The 18,279-nt window shown below is 37.6% G+C and carries 14 protein-coding genes and 1 tRNA gene; 12 read left to right on the top strand and 3 right to left on the bottom strand.

Features of this window, described 5'->3' with window-relative positions:
- Positions 1-206 precede the first annotated feature (206 nt).
- Positions 207-281: transfer RNA gene (locus ACFINU_RS05420), tRNA-Gly, on the bottom strand.
- A 186-nt stretch (positions 282-467) separates the two neighbouring features.
- Here ACFINU_RS05420 and ACFINU_RS05425 point away from each other — a divergent pair.
- From ACFINU_RS05425 to ACFINU_RS05455, 7 genes are all read left to right on the top strand, one after another.
- Positions 468-1,445 (top strand): ABC transporter substrate-binding protein, encoded by a 978-nt coding sequence (locus ACFINU_RS05425; protein ID WP_375618342.1) that lies wholly within the window; start codon positions 468-470, stop codon positions 1,443-1,445.
- A 62-nt stretch (positions 1,446-1,507) separates the two neighbouring features.
- Positions 1,508-2,404: an ABC transporter permease gene (locus tag ACFINU_RS05430; protein WP_375618341.1), complete on the top strand. Its 897-nt coding sequence runs from the start codon at positions 1,508-1,510 to the stop codon at positions 2,402-2,404.
- On the top strand, positions 2,397-3,191 hold the full coding sequence (locus tag ACFINU_RS05435) for an ABC transporter ATP-binding protein (protein ID WP_375618340.1): 795 nt from the start codon (positions 2,397-2,399) through the stop codon (positions 3,189-3,191). The genes ACFINU_RS05430 and ACFINU_RS05435 overlap by 8 nt, the downstream gene beginning before the upstream one ends.
- Before the next feature lie 4 nt (positions 3,192-3,195).
- Positions 3,196-4,236: a DNA polymerase III subunit delta gene (holA, locus tag ACFINU_RS05440; protein ID WP_375618339.1), complete on the top strand. Its 1,041-nt coding sequence runs from the start codon at positions 3,196-3,198 to the stop codon at positions 4,234-4,236.
- A 1,878-nt stretch (positions 4,237-6,114) separates the two neighbouring features.
- On the top strand, positions 6,115-7,044 hold the full coding sequence (locus ACFINU_RS05445) for a prephenate/arogenate dehydrogenase family protein (RefSeq protein ID WP_375618338.1): 930 nt from the start codon (positions 6,115-6,117) through the stop codon (positions 7,042-7,044).
- A 410-nt stretch (positions 7,045-7,454) separates the two neighbouring features.
- The gene (locus ACFINU_RS05450) at positions 7,455-8,309 is read left to right on the top strand and encodes a YihY/virulence factor BrkB family protein (protein ID WP_375618337.1); all 855 of its coding nucleotides are present in this window, start codon (positions 7,455-7,457) and stop codon (positions 8,307-8,309) included.
- A gap of 30 nt (positions 8,310-8,339) precedes the next feature.
- A complete protein-coding gene (locus ACFINU_RS05455; RefSeq protein WP_375618336.1) occupies positions 8,340-8,816 on the top strand; it encodes a YaiI/YqxD family protein in 477 nt (158 codons plus the stop codon).
- Between the two features lie 2 nt (positions 8,817-8,818).
- Here ACFINU_RS05455 and ACFINU_RS05460 read toward each other — a convergent pair whose 3' ends face one another.
- Positions 8,819-9,514, bottom strand: a complete 696-nt coding sequence (locus tag ACFINU_RS05460; RefSeq protein WP_375618335.1) for a TlpA disulfide reductase family protein — start codon at positions 9,512-9,514, stop codon at positions 8,819-8,821.
- Positions 9,515-9,546: 32 nt separating this feature from the next.
- Here ACFINU_RS05460 and argH point away from each other — a divergent pair, with 32 nt between their 5' ends.
- The 5 genes from argH to ACFINU_RS05485 all read left to right on the top strand — a co-directional run bounded on the left by argH (position 9,547) and on the right by ACFINU_RS05485 (position 16,016).
- Positions 9,547-10,947, top strand: coding sequence for an argininosuccinate lyase (argH, locus tag ACFINU_RS05465; protein ID WP_375618334.1), 1,401 nt, complete (start codon positions 9,547-9,549; stop codon positions 10,945-10,947).
- A 51-nt stretch (positions 10,948-10,998) separates the two neighbouring features.
- Positions 10,999-11,178, top strand: a complete 180-nt coding sequence (locus ACFINU_RS05470) for an LPS translocon maturation chaperone LptM (RefSeq protein WP_375618333.1) — start codon at positions 10,999-11,001, stop codon at positions 11,176-11,178.
- 8 nt (positions 11,179-11,186) lie between these two features.
- Positions 11,187-12,467: a diaminopimelate decarboxylase gene (gene lysA / locus ACFINU_RS05475; RefSeq protein WP_375618332.1), complete on the top strand. Its 1,281-nt coding sequence runs from the start codon at positions 11,187-11,189 to the stop codon at positions 12,465-12,467.
- 126 nt (positions 12,468-12,593) lie between these two features.
- Entirely contained in the window at positions 12,594-15,023 is a 2,430-nt protein-coding gene (locus tag ACFINU_RS05480; protein ID WP_375618331.1) for a TIGR02302 family protein, read from the top strand.
- Positions 15,024-15,245: 222 nt separating this feature from the next.
- Positions 15,246-16,016 (top strand): class I SAM-dependent methyltransferase, encoded by a 771-nt coding sequence (locus tag ACFINU_RS05485; protein WP_375618330.1) that lies wholly within the window; start codon positions 15,246-15,248, stop codon positions 16,014-16,016.
- 910 nt (positions 16,017-16,926) lie between these two features.
- On the opposite strand, the gene ACFINU_RS05490 is transcribed toward ACFINU_RS05485, so the two are convergent.
- Positions 16,927-17,607, bottom strand: coding sequence for a response regulator transcription factor (locus ACFINU_RS05490; protein ID WP_375618329.1), 681 nt, complete (start codon positions 17,605-17,607; stop codon positions 16,927-16,929).
- Positions 17,608-18,279 lie beyond the last annotated feature (672 nt).

The following is an 18,279-nucleotide window of genomic DNA, read 5'->3' on the forward strand; positions in this document are numbered from 1 at the left end:
TGCTTTAGTGATTTGGAAAAATAGGAGCAGAAAAACGCGTTAAAGGGAGCTTTAAATACCCTTTAGATAAGGTCTTTGAAGACCCTTTGAGAACACCTTTAAAACTCTTTGAAAAAAAAATGAATTGGTACAAAACCTAGTGGCAAAATATACAAAACCCGCTGGCAAGCTACATCCACACAAGAACGAATAAATACAAAATTCAATGGAGCGGGCGATGGGATTCGAACCCACGACCCCAACCTTGGCAAGGTTGTGCTCTACCCCTGAGCTACACCCGCTTACCGATTCGATATATGTCTTGTCTGTATGGCGTAGGCTTCTACGAATTGCAACAAAAAAATATCATTTTAGTTTGATTTATTTTGTCCATGTTTAAATAAAATGAAATAAAGATTGATTTTAGAAAATTCTTCAGTAATAGATTATTCTTTTTTTAATTTTTGCATGGAGAGGGGTGGAATATAATGTTGAAGAGAATAAATATATTAGGGATTATCATTGCAACTGTTTTTATGATGAACAGTGTTGCAAAGGCAGATGACCAAGTTAAACGCGTTAAAGTTGCAATAACGCAAATTATGGTCCATCCTGCTGCGGATGCCGTTCGTAAAGGTGTGGAAGATGTTCTTGCAGAAAATGGTTATAAGCAAGGTGAAAATTTTCAACTTACCTTTTTATCAGCGCAGGGTAATATTTCAACAGCAACGCAAATTGCACGTAAATTTGTTGGTGATAAACCCGATGTTATTGTAGCAATTACCACGCCTTCAGCACAAACGATGCTTGCGGCAACAAAAACAATTCCTATCGTTTTTGCGGCGATTTCTGATCCTATCGGAGCTAAAATCGTTTCTTCGCTTACCAAACCTGGCGGTAATATGACGGGGAGTTCTGATCGTATAGATGTTGCAGAAAGTGTTAAACTTTTACAAGAAGTAAAACCAGATTTGAAAAAAATTGGTTATCTCTATAATGCTTCTGAAGCAAATTCTGTTTCAACACTTAAGGTGTTAAAAGATGCGGCAAAAAAAGTTGGAATTGAAATCATTCCTTCATCAGCACCAAAACCTTCAGATGTTCAGGCGGCAACACGGGCTTTAATAGGTAAGGTAGATATCATTTTTATTCCCGCTGATAATACGGTTCTTTCTGTTTTAGAGGGGGCAGTAAAGGTCTCACAGGAAGCAAATGTTCCTGTATTTACTGTTGATGCTAATTCTATTGGACGCGGTCCCTTTATGACGCAAGGTGTGAATTTCTATGATGTAGGGGTTGATGCTGGGAAGCTGGTTGTGCGTATTCTAAAGGGTGAAAAGCCTGGTGATATTGATGTTGTGCAGGCGGCTAATAATGACATTCGAATTGATATGAAAGCAGCAGAAAAAGCGGGGATTGTTATTCCGCAGGCAGTTATTGATCGTGCAACAAAAGTGATTCAATGACTTTCATTGATAGGATATTGATACAATAAAATACGTTAAGTTTTCATGGGGATTGTCTTTACATGAATATATTTGCGTTTTCTGGCGCTGTAGAATTAGGTCTTATTTATGCGTTTGTGGCTATAGGGGTTTATCTCTCTTTTCGCGTTTTGGACTTTCCTGATTTAACAGTTGATGGCTCATTTCTTCTTGGGTCTTGTGTCTGTGGCGTCTTGATTCTTTTAGGTTTTAATGCATGGACAGCTATGGCATGTGCTTTTTGTGCAGGCATGGTAGCTGGTTTATTAACCGCTCTGTTGAATTTGCATTTTGGTATTTTGAATCTTTTAGCTTCTATTTTAACAATGTCGGCACTTTATACGGTTAATCTTCGTATTATGGGAATTATGGGAGGGTCTAATGTTAATTTAGCTCTTGCTGATACGGCGTTAACGCCCTTTTATAATCTGTTTGGTTTGTCTGATATTTTTGTGCGTCCTCTTTTCGTTGGTATTGTGTTGCTCGTTATGGCGTTTTTGATTTGGCGCTTTTTGGAAAGTGAAATTGGTCTTGCTATGCGTGCAATGGGCGCTAATCCACGCATGGCGACGGCGCAAGGTGTTCATACATCAGCATTGATATATTTTGGAATGGGGCTTTCCAATGCGTGTGTGGCACTTGGTGGTTCTCTTTATATTCAAACTGCGATTGCAACAGATATTACCGGTGGAATTGGAACAATTGTTTTTGGATTGGCAGCCGTGATTATTGGTGAAACTCTCTTTCGTACGCGCAATATTTTTTGGATTATAATCAGCTGTATTGTAGGGTCTGTACTTTATCGTGTGGCGGTGCAATTTGCATTTGAAGCAAATGGCATTGGTATTGATACGTCGACAGATCTTCAGTTGATTACTTCGTTGTTGGTTGTTTTAACCCTTATTGTGCCACGCTATTGGAGGAGGCATAAACGTGATTGAATTTTTTCATGTTGGGGTCACATTTAAACCGCAAACACCTTTGGAAAAACAGGCTTTAATTGATATTAACCTGAAAATTGATCAGGGTAGTTTTGTTACGGTTATTGGTTCAAATGGTGCTGGTAAATCAACTTTGCTCAGTGTTTTAGCGGGTGCAACGCTTCCCTCAACGGGGAAAGTGGTTATCAATGGACAAAATGTTTCTAGGCAATCAGTCAGTGAACGCGCTGGAAAGATTGCTTGTGTTTTTCAAGATTCTTTAGAGGGAAGTTGTGGTTCTTTAACAATTGAAGAAAATTTGGCTCTTGCTGCTCTTCGAGGAAGTCGTCGTGGTTTGCGTGCGGCTTTAAATCATGAGAAACGGCAATTTTTTCGAGAGAAAATTGCTCAATTAGGCATTGGTCTTGAAGCATATATTCATAATCCTATGGATAGTTTGTCAGGTGGGCAACGCCAAGCAGTTTGTCTTGTGATGGCAACATTAGCACATGCGGATGTTTTATTGCTTGATGAACATACCTCAGCGCTTGATCCTGGAATGGCTGATTTTGTGATGCGGTTGACTGAAAAAATCGTTGAAGAGAAAAAATTAACGACTATCATGGTGACTCATTCTATGCGTCAGGCTCTTGATTATGGCGATCGTACCTTGATGTTGCATGGTGGAAAAGTGATTTTGGATGTCTGTCATGAAGAGCGTAAGGGCTTGGATGTAAATGATTTAATTGGCATGTTTCAGAAAGTTCGCGGGGAAGTTCTTGATGATGATGAACTGTTAATGGATTAATAGTGTGGCTCAGAAAAAAGCACATGAAGTTGATCAGTTTCTAATGCGTTTTTCACGTGCTTTTCCTATTGTTCTCATTTATGGGCCAGATCGTGGTCTTATTTGTGAGCGTGCACAATGTTTTGTAAAACTTACACGGGTAGCAATAGAAGATCCATTTTCGACAATTCGTTTGGATGCTGCTGAAATTGATAAAGATCCTGCACGTTTAGAAAATGAAGCGCGTACGTTATCGCTTTTTGGGGGAGATCGTTTGATATGGATCTCTAATGCTGCTAACCAAAAAGGTTTTCTTGCTGCCTTAAAGCTTTTAATTGAGAAACCACCAGAAGCTTGTTTTATTCTCATTGAGGCAGGGGATTTAAAAAAAGGAACAGGGTTGCGCAATGCTGTTGAAACAGCATCAAAAGCGATGGCTTTACCCTGTTTTGCCGATGATATGCGTTCTCTTGACGGTTTGATTGATGAGGTTTTAGGACAGTTTAAGAAGACTCTTTCTTTAGATGCACGTAGATGGTTGCATGAATGTTTAGGGGCGGATCGCCTTGTATCACGAGGTGAATTAGAAAAGCTTTGTCTTTACGCTGCAAATGTTCGTATTACTCTTGAAGATGTGAAAGCTGTTGTAAGCGATGTCAGTGCTCTTTCTCAAGATGAAGTCATTGATGCTCTTTTATTGGGCGATATATCAGGCTTTGAAGCGCATTTTAACCGACATGCAGCAGTGCAGGGGGCACTTTTTTTAATTTTGAGTACAGCTCAAAGGCATTTTCAGCAATTACAGCTATTGCGTTATCAGGTAGAGGTTGAAGGAAATTCACTTTTTACGGTGGTTTCTCAGGCACGTCCTCCCATTTTTTTTCAACGGAAAAAGATCGTTGAACAAGCTTTAAAATATTGGAAGTTAGAACAAATTTCTTATGCAATGGAAAGAATTCAGAGTGCTGTTTTAGACAGTCGTAAAAATCCACTTTTGGGCGAAGCTATCATTCGTCAAGTTTTGTTAGGGCTTACAATTATTGCACGACGCCAGATGGCAGCTTAACAGCCTAGAAATATAATGATTTTTTATTTTTGGTATACCACAGAGGTATTTTCAGTAATTAAAACTGTTATGCTATCAAGTAGAGGTTGAGGGAACTTGTATTTTTGAGGATGCATTTTAGGAGCTTGAAAGCTTGATAGAAATTTTTCTTCAAAAGAAATAGTTTATTTTCAAAAGGCCATTTTGAAACAGTTTTATTATTTTGTTGTGTCGTAAAATACTGTTTTTAGGGTAGTGATACGAGGCTCATATCAAATTTTATGTATTCAATGTTTTTTGTGTGGATATTTGGTGAATATTAGGTTGGTTCATAGAGTCTTAATGGAGTAACACCCCTCATGTAAAACAGAGTATCTCAAACAACAGAAGATACTTGTATGGTAGATTCATACGCTTTCTTAGAAATATTTTTCAATGCGCGTCATATCTATTTTGCGGCAGTGTTTATGAATGGTGTAGAAGTAAAGTTCCTTGTGAAGAATATAAAATCCATAGAGCAACTCTATCTTTACGCTTAATAAAAGTGCAAGTCGACACTCATTATATACTTTGCTAGCCTCTAATGTTGCTATAGTTTTTAGCATTAGAAAGCGTTTTTCATCATTTTTGCTCACATGTCTTCTTGTGATGTGTAGACAAGAGATTTTAATTGATAAGAGGGTTTGTGATGGAAGAATTTTACAGTATTCGAAGTTATGATTCAAATTGAAAAAAGTATTATTTTTATAAATCAATGTATTATAGATTAATTGAATCACATAAAATAGTGAGCCAGAGGAATCTTTTAGACAAGAAAATGAATTGTTTGCAGATTGGTATGAATTAAGAATCTTCGTGGGATGAGGAGAAAGTCAAAATAGATGATGATGAAAATGACAACACCTATGGGGAAACTTTTATGTTTGATATAGAGATGATTATCTTAGCGATGAATGTGTCTCATAAACAGAGCTAGCCATTGTTTATTATTAATAATTTATTATTTTTCATATTGAATCAATCAGAACAATGTCTTTTGCACGTCATAAGTGGGGGCGTGTGGATAAAAACTGTGCAAGAAAGCACTAAAATGCCTCTTATGAATGCTCTCAAATTCCAAGGTTTTTTGCAACATTGGGGGTAGGAAAATATAATGATAGTGTTTTATTAAGTGTGAAGAGGGTCGTGCTTAATAGATTTATAGTTATAACATTTACGAACACTGTCGTGAGATAGGCTAGAGAGCGAGATGCCTTTTTAAAACAAACGCATGAATTTGTAATCCAAATCTATTCTATTTAGGGCGTTCTGTTTTACGTGAGGGGTGTGATTCCATTAAAGGGATATTCGGTGTTTTTATTATCAAACTTTTTCTTTATTGAGAGGTCGTGTTTTTCTCATATTTATTTGATTTATGGTATCCGGAATCTGGAGAGGAAAATGTTTTTAATGGTATCTTTTGGTATGCGTTGTTTTACGGTGTTTTCAATATTCGCGAAACTTATGTTGTTGTTGTAGGTGGAGGCGTAATACGTTTTTATATAGGTCTGATGTACAAATTAATGAACGTATCGGGATAATTGGAGAAGAGCTAGTGTCTGCTTACGCTTTTGATGTGTTTTTTTGTGAGTAAAATTAGTAAGATAAAGTAAACTGATGGGATTTTATGTAGAGTCGTTGTTATCCTAATTGAGAGTGCATTTTATTTTTTATGTGTTTTCTAGGTAAAGTGATCTGTTGTCAGCTTGCGCAGGTGATAATTGGTAAACTGCGTTATTCTTTATTCCCTAGTTGTCATTTTTTAATGTTTTACGCATAACTCTTGAACAAACAAACAAGAAAATTGTGATTTTACAATTGTCTTTATTGCCATTTGCAAAGAATCTTTGAAGGTGAAAGATGCTCCATATTCAGTTTGAAAAAATAGCACTCATTGGGATCGGTCTGATTGGGTCTTCTTTAGCAAGAGTGATTAAAAAGAAAAATCTTGCGGCTCAGATTTCTATTGCAACACGTCGTCCAGAAACCCTGAAAAGAGCACGTGAATTGGAGCTTGGGGACTTTTATACGACAGATAATGCAAAAGCTGTTGAAGGAGCAGATTTGGTTATTCTTTCTGTTCCTGTTGGGGCTAGTGCAGAAGTGGCAAAAACCATTCGTGATCATTTAAAACTTGGAGCGATTGTGAGTGATGTTGGTTCTACGAAAGCGTTGGTTATTGCGGAAATGGCACCTTTATTGCCAAAAACGGTTCATTTTATTCCAGGGCATCCAATTGCTGGAACGGAATATTCAGGACCGGATGCTGGTTTTGCTGATTTATTTATGAATCGTTGGTGTATTTTAACGCCTTTTGCGGATAGCGATGCTGCTGCTGTCGCACAATTAACAGCGTTTTGGGAAGCTTGTGGTGCGCGTGTCGAAAAGATGGAACCTAAGCATCATGATCTTGTTTTGGCTATTGTTTCACATTTACCCCATTTGATTGCGTATAATACTGTTGGGACAGCGAGTGATTTAGAAAAAGTAACAAATTCGGAAGTAATTGCTTATTCCGCTTCCGGTTTTCGTGATTTTACGCGTTTAGCATCTTCTGATCCCGTTATGTGGCGAGATATTTGTTTGCATAATAAGGATGCTATTTTAGAAATGTTGAGCCGTTTTAGTGAGGGGCTTGCTTTTTTAGAACGGGCAATTCATTTAGGAGATGGTGAGACACTGTTTAACTTTTTTACACGTACGCGTGCTGTACGTCGCAATATTATTGATGCTGGACAGGAAATTGATGCTCCTGATTTTGGACGTCAGAGTGTTTCTAAAAAAGGGTGAATAAAAGCAAGGGTTTTTTGTTGAATTTCGTTGGTTTTTTCTAGAAATCGATAAGAAGTTTTTTCTTTATTCAGTCATAGATTGCAATAAAAAAGAGTGACGATTGCTCCGATACAGATAACCATGACTTTAAAAGGTTTTATGTGTGCACGATCATCTTGCTTAGCTCTCTATAGGGCATATAATGTACAGAAGAGGTTACTGATCTGTAGAAGTAACAAAAAAATGAGGTTGTTGTAGAACTTCATAGAGTGGGTTATTGTTTTTGTTTTGGTATAAAGTCGGGCTTGACCGTATTGATTATTGACCGTTATATTGCAACATTGCAAAATGTTTATTTGCAGAGCTTTGATGATTTTTATAAAACTTGAAATAGACTGAGGAAGAGTTTTACCAGAAAGTATTGAGTTTTGTTAAAAAATATCTTTTGGTATAGCTATCGTATTTTGGGTGACGCAGTAAGTCATTATTGGCGTGATAATGGGAGTGCTTTTGCAAGCCATGTTGCGCTATCGGGGCTTTTAGCATTTTTCCCTTTTTTTATTTTTGGAACATCGTTTGCTCGTTTTCTAGGTGCTTTTACCTATACACCGCAAAAAATTAAAGCACTGGTGCAGTTATTGCCTGATGTTATCGCAGAGCCTTTATCTCAGGAAATTGTCAATGTTTTAACCATTCATCGAGGAGGTGTGTTGACGCTTTCTGTCATTGGAGCGGCTTATTTTGCTTCTAATGGGATAGAGGCTTTGCGTACGGCTTTAAATAAAGCTTACCGTGTTACTGATCGACGGAGTTTGTTGTTTTGTCGTTTTCAAAGTCTGTTTTTTGTAATCCTTGGAGCTGTTGGTATTGTTGTGATTAGCTTTTTATTGATTTTGGCGCCTTTGTTGATCAAAATTATGCAAAATCATTCTTTTTTTATGACTGAATATATTGCTGCTATTCGTGTATGGCGTTATACAGTTGCAATCATTATTTTGTTTATCAGTCTTTTGATTGTTCATAAATGGCTTCCAGCAGGGCGGCGGAAATTTATAGATATTTTACCAGGAATAGTGGTGACAATGTTTATATGGTTTATGGCTTCTATCGCTTTTGCGCAATATTTAACGATGTTTGATTATATTTCTACCTATGCAGGGTTGGCATCTATTATGGTTGCTATTATTTTTCTCTACATATTGAGTGCAATTTTTATTTTGGGAGGAGAAATAAACGCGGCGATAATGTTTTATCGCAAGGATTTGCAACATTCAGATGAATGAAAGAGTTTATTATTACTTGAAAGCCAAGGTATGAGTATCCCAATAAAGCCTGCTATCACTTTGTTGATTGATGCAGATGCTTGTCCCGTAAAAGATGAAGTTTATCGTGTGATGAATCGTTATCAGCTTAAGACATTTGTTGTGGCAAATCGTTCTTTGTCCCTTCCAGATGAAGCACTCATTGAAAGAGTGGTCGTTGCTGGTGAATTCAATGGTGCTGATGATTGGATCGTAGAACATGTGCATGAGGCAAGTATCGTTATTACCAGTGATATTCCTTTAGCAGCGCGGGTTGTGCAAGCTGGGGGTTTTTGTCTTTCGCCAACGGGGCGTATTTTTGATGTAAATTCAATTGGTCAGGCTTTGGCGATGCGCAATTTGATGGAAGATTTGCGTGGACAGGGTAGTATAATAGGTGGTCCCCGTCCTTTTTCTCGTAAAGACCGTTCTGCTTTTTTGTCAGCACTGGATCTTGTTATACAACGTTTAAAAAGACGCGGTTATTAAAGTTATAGGGCTTCTTTAATGATTGCTTTTATAAGTGCTTTGGCATCGTCATTGGCCCATGGAGCTGCACCATTGAAAGAAGCAATGAGATATCCTTCTTTATCAATGAGCAGTGTAATGGGGAGTCCTAAAGCGAGCCCCTGTTTTCTAACATTGTTGAAAATATCCATTGTTTCATCGCGATAGTAAAGCAAATTATCTGAATGAATATTCTGTAAAAATTGCTGAATTTTTTCAGGAGAAGCAGTTTTATCGATATTAATAGCTATGACATCAAAGTTTTCTCCACCTAATTCACGTTTTAATTGCGCAAGTTCAGGCATTTCTGTGCGGCAAGGTGCACACCAAATAGCCCATAGATTGACCAGCATTGGTTTTCCGGTAAATTCGCTGAGTGTGCGCTCTTTTCCTTGAATATCCTTGAAAGAGAGTTTATTCATATCTAAGAGCGTATCAGCAAATCGTATGTGGCTAAAAAAGCCTTTTGCTGCTTTTCGTATCGCCATCATTTTTTCTGCTCGTGCTTTATTAATGTTTATTTCTTGTGCTTGTGCTGCTGAAATGAAATTGAAAAGAAAAAATTCTCTTTTAGTATCGTAGTTTATGGTTGCGTATAAACTCAGTGCAATGATAAAGAATGCAAGGGAGAGTTGCCTTTTTTTATTGTTTTTTTCGCTGATGAAAATTTGAAAAATCATAATTTTGTCCTTTGGATGGGTGTTTTCAGAATATGACAGATGAGAAGTTAAAGAACCAAATGTGGGGTGGTCGGTTTGCGGCAGGTCCTGCTGCAATTATGGAAGAAATTAATGCCTCTATTGATTTTGATCAAAAACTTTATCGACAAGATATTGAAGGTTCTCTTTCTCATGCAGCTATGTTAGCGCAAACGAAAATCATTTCACAATCAGATTATGAAAAAATTGTTCATGGTTTGAAACTTATTCGCCAAGAAATTGAAGACGGTAAATTTGTTTTTTCACGAAAGCTTGAAGATATTCATATGAATATTGAAGCGCGGTTGAGTGCGTTGATTGGTCCTGTAGCAGGGCGTTTGCATACGGCGCGTTCACGCAATGATCAAGTTGCTGTTGATTTTCGCTTGTGGGTACGTGAAGCAACGCAAAAAATAGCACAAGCTTTAAAAGGATTGATAGAGCAATTACTTATTCGCGCAGAACAACATGTTGATACCTTTATGCCAGGCTTTACGCATTTACAATTGGCTCAACCCGTAACATTGGGTCATTATATGATGGCTTATGTTGAAATGTTTGGTCGAGATTTATCGCGGATGCGTGATGCTGTTGAGCGAATGAATGAATCGCCTTTAGGGGCGGCTGCTTTAGCGGGGACAGGCTTTCCAATTGACCGTTTTATGACAGCAAAAGCGCTAGGCTTTCGGGAACCTACACGCAATTCAATTGATAGTGTTTCAGATCGTGACTTTGCATTGGAATTTTTAAGCGCTGGCGCTCTTTGTGCAACACATCTTTCGCGATTGGCGGAAGAAATTGTCCTTTGGTCAAGTGCACAGTTTTGTTTTATTTATTTATCAGATGCTTTTTCAACAGGGTCTTCCATTATGCCACAAAAGAGAAATCCTGATGCGGCAGAGTTAGTACGAGCGAAAGCAGGTCGATTGAATGGTGCGCTTATGGGATTGTTAACGGTGATGAAAGGATTACCGCTTGCTTATTCAAAGGATATGCAAGAAGATAAGGAATATGTGTTTGATGGGGCTTTGAGTTTGGAATTATCACTAGTAGCAATGACAGGGATGATTGCTGATTTGAAAGTGAATAAAAAAGCCATGAAACAAGCAGCGGATTTAGGGTATGCAACAGCTACAGATTTTGCGGATTGGCTGGTACGCAATTTAGGGATTCCTTTTCGCGAAGCACATCACATCACAGGGTATGCTGTGGCATTGGCAGAAAAAAAACAGTGTCGCCTTCATGATTTATCATTAGATGAACTTCAAGCAATTTGTCCTGATATCAATGCGACACTTTTTGATGTTTTGACCGTTGAAAAATCTGTTGAAAGTCGTAAAAGCTTTGGGGGAACAGCGTCTTCAGAGGTTCTTCGGCAAATTGCGTATTGGAAAAAGCGTCTCGTGAGCGCTTGAGTGATTATATTTTAAAGGTAAAAAAGAAATCGAGATGAGGAAAGAGGACAGATGAAAATTATATTAAAGGGGTTAGTGATTGTCCTTTTGGGGGGCTTGGGTATTGTTGGGTGTGGGCGTAAAGGGTCATTAGAGTTACCTCCTTCAACAGGAGTGAATTCTTCACAAGGAACTTTTGTTTCTCAAGGCAAAACAGATAAACCTTTTATTCTTGATCGGTTAATACAATAGGAATTTTTATGCGTTTTTTTTCTTATCATCAGGGTGTGCTTCACGCTGAAGATCTTTCTCTTTTGGAACTTGCGCGGAAAGTTGAAACACCTTTTTATTGTTATTCAGCTAGCGCAATCGTTGCACATTTTAAAGATTATCAGAATGCATTTCATGATATGCCGAGTTTAATTGCTTATGCGGTTAAAGCGAATTCCAATCAAGCAATTTTACAACTTTTAGCTAACAATGGAGCGGGAGCTGATGTGGTCTCAGAAGGGGAATTACGGCGTGCACTTGCTGTTGGTATTCCTGTGCAGAATATTGTTTATTCTGGTGTTGGTAAAACAGTGAGAGAAATAGATTTTGCTCTTGCACAAGATATTTATTGTTTTAACGTTGAATCAGAGCCAGAACTTGAACAATTATCGGCGCGGGCTGCTGCGCTTTCAAAAACGGCTCGTATTTCTTTACGCATTAATCCTGATGTGGATGCTAAGACTCACAAGAAAATTACAACAGGTAAGTCTGAAAATAAATTTGGTATTCCACTGTCTTTGGCGGGTGATGCATATAAAAAAGCAGCTCAATTGCCCGGTCTTCATGTGTGTGGTGTTGATCTCCATATTGGCAGTCAAATTTGTGATTTAAAGCCGTTTGAGGATGCATTTGTTATTGTTGCAGATTTTGTGCGTCAATTATGGAATAATGGTTATGCGATAACCCATATCGATATTGGGGGCGGGCTTGGTATTCCTTATGGTTATGAGCAGAATCCAGTACCTTCTCCTTTTGAGTATGCAGCACTGGTAAAGAAACATATTGCGCCTTTAGGGATCAATATTATCCTAGAACCTGGGCGTAGTATTGTTGGTGAAGCCGGTGTGTTGGTGACATCGGTTGTGTATTTAAAAAAGGGGGAAGGACGAAATTTTGTTATTGTTGATGCGGCGATGAATGATTTCATGCGTCCAACGCTTTATGATGCGTGGCAAAATGTAATGCCAGTGAAAAAAACACCAGTAGATGCCCCTCTGATTAATGCTGATATTGTTGGTCCTATTTGTGAAACTGGTGATTATTTAGGCTTGGAACGTTCTTTACCAGTGTTGAAAGCGGGTGATGTTTTGATGTTAACAGGAGCAGGAGCTTATGGCGCAGTGATGGCAAGCACTTATAATAGTCGACTTTTGGTGCCGGAAGTTCTGGTTCAGGATACGCGTTATGCAGTCATTCGTCCACGCCTTGATTATGCACAATTGATAGGCTGTGATCATATTCCAGATTGGATTGAGCCCAAATTAGATTGAGCATTATTAAATATTTTGGGTCTTATTTTTACTAAACTTTGATGAAACAATTTATTTTCTAGAAATTGTTTTGTATGGGGTTTATGATCTTAATGCACCACGATAAAAGGGGATAAATGCTTGTTTATGAAAAATAAAAACATCAAAGGTTTTGCAATGAAGCTTTTGTGTGTGCGCATTTTGATGTGGGGGATCCTTTCATTTGAACGGATGTGGGTACGGTTGTTGCCATTTTTCCTCGTTCTTAGTCTCTTTTGTTCGTTTAGCTGGTTGGGACTTTTTGGTATTTTGGGCTATTGGTCACATTTGCTCTTACTTGGGGTTATACTTATTTGTGCTGGGGCGAGTTTATTTTTTCTTATTCGTTTTCGGTTTCCCACAATGCGGGAAGTAAATTGCCGCCTTGAACGCGTCAATGATCTTAGACATCAGCCTTTGAATATTCAGACAGATCGTTTATGTTCTGAAAATGATGAAGATTTTAGTGCTGTTATTTGGCGTGAACATCAACGCCGAATGGCAAAGCAATTATACCATTTAAAAACGGGATTTATCTCTCTTAATAGTGCGGATTATGATCCTTTGGCTTTGAGGGCTTTGTGTGCTCTTCTTTTTGTGTGCGCTTTTAGTTTTTCTTTTGGTTCACAAGGGGGGCGTTTGGCTGATGCCTTTGATTTTCGTCCTGTCGTTGATGAAAAACTCATGCGGATTGATGCTTGGGTAACACCACCTGCTTATACCGGTGTGGCACCGATTTATTTGACAAAAGATGAGAAAACACAACTAGAAATCCCTGAAGGGAGTAATGTTGTTGTGCGTGTTGTCAATGGGGCTGGCATTACAGTAAAAGCAAAGTCTGTAGAAGATGGGAGGGAAGTTTCGTTTTCAGAGAAAACGGAACAAACAGCTTTGAATGATCCAATTGTTCATTTTGAAACACATTTAAAGCATTCAATAAATTTATTTGTATCATCACGTCGTAAAAAACAGCAATGGCATTTGCAGATAATTAAGGACACGCTTCCAACAATTCATTGGTTGGAAAAACCAGGGAGGATTTTAACAGGATCATTGGAGTTACGATATGTGGTGGATGATGATTATGGTGTGACAAAGGCTTTTGTTGAAATAGAGCCTTTTCTTCCTCAGAATAAAAGTGCTTCTTCTCTTTATAATGCTCCGGAAATAGAGCTTCTTCTTCCGCGTGGTGGAAAGGGGAAAATGCGAATGGTGCAGGATATATCAGCGCATCCATGGGCGGGTTCGCAAGTCAAAATTACTTTGGTGGCAGAAGATGGTGCGGGGCAGAAAGGGCGTAGCAAAACTTTTGTTATGATATTACCACAGTGTGTTTTTTCGAATCCTGTTGCACGCGCAGTGGTTGAACTGCGTCGTTTATTAGCTCTTAATCCTTTAGCGCGAGAGCGGGTACTTGATATGCTTTCTGCTTTGCTTGTGCGTCCAGAAAAGGGGTTGCAAAATGCATCGCATTTTATTGTTCTACAAAGTGCGTGGACAAGACTTTCTTTAGCACAAACAGACGAGGATTTGCGCGATGTGGTGGATTATTTATGGCAAATTGCTTTGGGTATTGAAGGCAATCAACTTGAATCCGTGCAAAAAAAGTTAAAACAAGCACAAGCTGCTTTACGTGATGCATTGCGTTATGGTGCTTCAGCGGCAGAAATTGAACGGCTTATGGCAGATTTACGTCAAGCTATGGATGAGTATATTCGTGCTTTGGCTGAAAAAGCACCGGATAGTCAAGTTTCTAAAAATTCTAAAAGCTCAAAAAGTCCTAATCTTTCTGAAGCTACATTACAAGAAAAGCTAAATTTAATTGAGGAAATGGCTAAAACAGGCTCTTCTTTAGCAGCTGAACAACTCTTGGCGGAAGTTGAGCAGACGCTTGATCATTTGCATGTGCAAAAAGGCAATCAAAATGAGGGAGAAAAAAGCCAATCTGCACAAATGAAAGAAAAGATGGACCAGCTTGGAGATTTAATGCGTCGTCAGCAAGAAATTCTCAATGAAACACATCAGTTAGAGATGGAACAAAAACGCGGAGAAAGTGTACCGGAAACACAAAAAAAATCTTTAAAAAAACGTCAAGCTGAATTGCAATCTGAATTATCAACATTAGAAAAAGAATTATCAGAACAAGGATTTGAAACAGGGGGCGCATTGAAAAGGGCAGAAGAAAAAATGAATTCTGCGGAAAATGCTCTTGATAATGGAAATCATCAGGTATCTATACAAAATCAGTCTGATGCTTTGGAATCTTTGAGGCAAGGTGCACAAAATGTTTTGAAAAAAATGCGCGAAACACTTAAAGAAACGGGAGATGATAAAAATGCTGATTCTGGTCCTAAAGATCCGTTAGGACGTCCACTTTCTTCAAAAACAGATGAAGAACAAGAAGGCGAGGCACTCCCACAAGAAAGTGATCAAATGCGTACGCGGCAGATTTTGGATGAAATTCGCAAACGTCTTGGTAAAGAGCATCTTTCAGAAGAAGAAAAAAACTATCTTGAAAGATTACTTCATTTTAATTAATCAGTGTTGGCTTTTTTCTTAATTGATGTCAAAAACAGTGTATGAAGAACCTCTATGGAGTTCTTCTCCAAAAAAATGATTAAAGTGCTTGTAAGGCAATAATCATCCTGCTGTACAGATTTTTTAATCATTTAAGTTTAAAATATGCAATATTGAAGTGTTCGCTATTGCGGAGAAAGAGCAGAAGTCCATATAAGTTGGATATATGAAAATCTGTAATGTTTGAAATTTGTTTCTACATGGTATGTTGAGTTGGATATCGTTACGCTGAAAGATTTTTATGCTTCTGCACTTGGGCTGCGTGTGCAAAAGACGCTGTGTGATCAATTAAATTTATGGTGGCCTGATCTTACGGATAAACGGATTATGGGGTTGGGTTATGCGATTCCTTATCTTTCTGTATTGCGTGAACGTGCCCAACAATGTTTTGCTTTTATGCCTGCTGCTCAGGGTGTTTCGCCTTGGCCTTGTGCTGAGAAAGTTGCTACAGCGCTTGTTTTTGAAGAAGATTTGCCGCTTCCTGATGCGTCAGTTGATTGTATTTTATTGGTCCATGCATTAGAATATACAGAAAATTCATTTGAAACGTTGAATGAAATATGGCGTGTTTTAGCACCCAATGGTCATTTGATCGTTATTGTTCCTAATCGCTCTGGCTTTTGGGCGCGCAATATTACTACGCCCTTTGGTTATGGCGAACCCTATAGTCGGCAACAAATTATTCGTTTGTTCGAAAAAACAAATTTTGTTTCTGGGCCAATACAAGAAATTGTACACTATATGCCCTCTACGGGGTATTTTTCGCGGTTGTTCTCATTTTTTTACGAGCCATTTGCTCGCTATCTTTTGCCTTATTTTGGTGGACTCTTAATGTGTCAGGCACAAAAACGTGTTTATCAGGGTTTGCTTGTACAGCGTCGTCAGTCGCGACGTATTTTTATTCCTGCTTTATCACCACAGACAAGAAATATTTTAATTTATAAAGATAATTAATCATTTTGTCATTGTCATAAGAACCGCAAGTATAGAAGGATTCTCTTATTTCAATTTTTTGCATTTACAATTAAAAAATATTCTTTTGTACATTAATATGTGGAATTGGTATGTGAATAAAAATCTCAAGTATCTATATATCGAACCATATTTCATGAATAGTGGAAACATTTTAAAAGAAAAAATGCTGGTATCTTCGTAAAAATAGCAGAGTCCAAGGGATCTTGCATAATATGGTTTATGGTGGTTAAAACTGTACAAGGAAGGATTAAAATGCTTCTTATGAACCATCTCAAGTATCAAGGGCTCCTCTGCAACATCGAGATCTAACATAAGTGTGTGATGGTGCTGGCTTATTCTTTTATAAACGTAAAGATGGTGGTGCTCAGTGGCTTTATCGTTAGGATAAACATTTAGCGTTATATCATTAATTATATAACCTTTTAAGAGGAGATAAAATCATAAAGAATAGAAGAAAACTATAAAGATAAAAAACATCTCTCAATTTAGGCTAGTGAATATGAGATAAAGCAGTGCGTGGAGCGGTTTTTCTGAAAAAATAATCATAAATAGCACTCATCTAAAGATGATAGTTATGATCAAGAATGTTGTTAAAAGATATCACGATTATTTATATGCGAAACATATTAAAAACTTTAGAAAGAACAAAAGCATGTGAAACAGAAGTTACAAAGTATATCGTGAGGGTTGAAAGCATTTTTGTTTCTGGTTCTCATGTTGGAATATTTCGTTTTTTATTCATAATGTTATATATTTTGTCATAAGAGTACAGATAAGAGTAAGTTCTATGTATATGTAATAGCATTCGAATTATACGTGAAGTTTTTTTCATCTCGTTTCTGTTTTCATTTAGGATATTAAAATTATTTTTGAAACAGTAAATCTCGAATTAAAGATTTAAACGATAACCATTTTGATCTGTCATGAGAATTTGTGCATTGGAGGGATCTTTTTCGATTTTTTGTCGCAAACGATAGATATGGGTTTCTAAAGTATGGGTGACAATATTTTCATTATAACCCCAAACTTGTTCTAACAATGTTTCACGGCTGACAATTTTATCATTGGCATAATAGAGACATTTAAGAATCGCTGCTTCTTTTTCTGTGAGACAGATTTTATTGTTGCATTGATCAAGAAGAAGTTTTTGTCTTAGTTTAAAAGTATAGGGACCAATATGAAAGGTTGCGTCTTCATTTTGTTCATATTGGCGCAACTGTGCTCGAATTCTCGCTAATAGCACCGCAAAGCGAAAGGGTTTTGTTACATAATCATTGGCGCCTGTTTCAAGATCTAAAATATTATCACAGTCTGTATCATAATTTGTTATCATGATAATGGGGGCACGAAATCCTTGGGTGCGTAATTGTTTAACGGCTTTGTAGCCATCAAGATCAGGAAGTTGAAATCCCAAAATAGTGAGATCAATATTTTCTTCTTGGATTATTCTCATTCCCGCTTCTGCTGTTATTGCTTGGAAAATTTTAAACTCTTGATGCATTTGAAATTGTTCTACTAAAATGGGGCGTAGATCATCGTCTTCAACGATTAAAAGAGTATAGTGGTTCATGTTTTTCCTTATAGGCATGTTGATGCACTGATTGATATAGTTTCATGAAAAATGAGATTTCATGCAAGAAAAATTAAAAGAGGAAAATTAAAAAAGAACGCTTCTAAAAAATAAACTTTTATAATTTCTAATGGTTGCTTGCTGAAAAGAAGGTATTCCGTCTGCAGAGTATTTTACGTATTGGTTGGAAGCGTTTTTTATGTTCTAGAACGTGTTTTAGCTATTGAGTGTCATTATCTTTACGCTTATGGAGAAACAAGCTAGCACTATCATTCACTTTGCCAGCTCGTGGGTGTTGCGGACAGTCCTTGGCACTTGAGACGATTCATAGGAGGAATTTTTAGTGCTTTCTTTCACGTTTTTTATCTATATGGGACTTTCTCCGCTTAGAATGTGCAAGCAAATAGCTTTTGATTGATTCAATATAAAACAGGTTGGGAATGAGAGAATCCTGCGGTATGAGGCGCACTCGTCCAACATGCAAAACAATAAACACGCAATATGATTCGTTTTTTAAGTGTGAAGAGAATTGTGCAACACCTAGCACATATGCACTGTTTAGGAGAATTTCACGATCATTTTTATTGTTTTTTATCCACGTTCAGTTTTGTTTTTTCGTTGCATTTGTGTGCGAAGGGGGCTGTGTGTTATGTTTTTGGTGTTGCTTATTAT

The organism is Bartonella sp. AC130YNZD (assembly GCF_042196865.1).
In the GTDB taxonomy this organism is placed as follows: Bacteria; Pseudomonadota; Alphaproteobacteria; order Rhizobiales; family Rhizobiaceae; genus Bartonella.

Bases quoted from the DNA above. Each gene is read 5' to 3' on its own strand.
- ACFINU_RS05455 (WP_375618336.1), top strand. From the start codon at position 8,340: ATGAGTATCCCAATAAAGCCTGCTATCACTTTGTTGATTGATGCAGAT.
- lysA (WP_375618332.1), top strand. From the start codon at position 11,187: ATGCGTTTTTTTTCTTATCATCAGGGTGTGCTTCACGCTGAAGATCTT.
- ACFINU_RS05430 (WP_375618341.1), top strand. From the start codon at position 1,508: ATGAATATATTTGCGTTTTCTGGCGCTGTAGAATTAGGTCTTATTTAT.
- ACFINU_RS05460 (WP_375618335.1), bottom strand. From the start codon at position 9,514: ATGATTTTTCAAATTTTCATCAGCGAAAAAAACAATAAAAAAAGGCAA.
- ACFINU_RS05480 (WP_375618331.1), top strand. From the start codon at position 12,594: ATGAAAAATAAAAACATCAAAGGTTTTGCAATGAAGCTTTTGTGTGTG.
- ACFINU_RS05445 (WP_375618338.1), top strand. From the start codon at position 6,115: ATGCTCCATATTCAGTTTGAAAAAATAGCACTCATTGGGATCGGTCTG.
- ACFINU_RS05490 (WP_375618329.1), bottom strand. From the start codon at position 17,607: ATGAACCACTATACTCTTTTAATCGTTGAAGACGATGATCTACGCCCC.
- argH (WP_375618334.1), top strand. From the start codon at position 9,547: ATGACAGATGAGAAGTTAAAGAACCAAATGTGGGGTGGTCGGTTTGCG.
- ACFINU_RS05470 (WP_375618333.1), top strand. From the start codon at position 10,999: ATGAAAATTATATTAAAGGGGTTAGTGATTGTCCTTTTGGGGGGCTTG.
- ACFINU_RS05425 (WP_375618342.1), top strand. From the start codon at position 468: ATGTTGAAGAGAATAAATATATTAGGGATTATCATTGCAACTGTTTTT.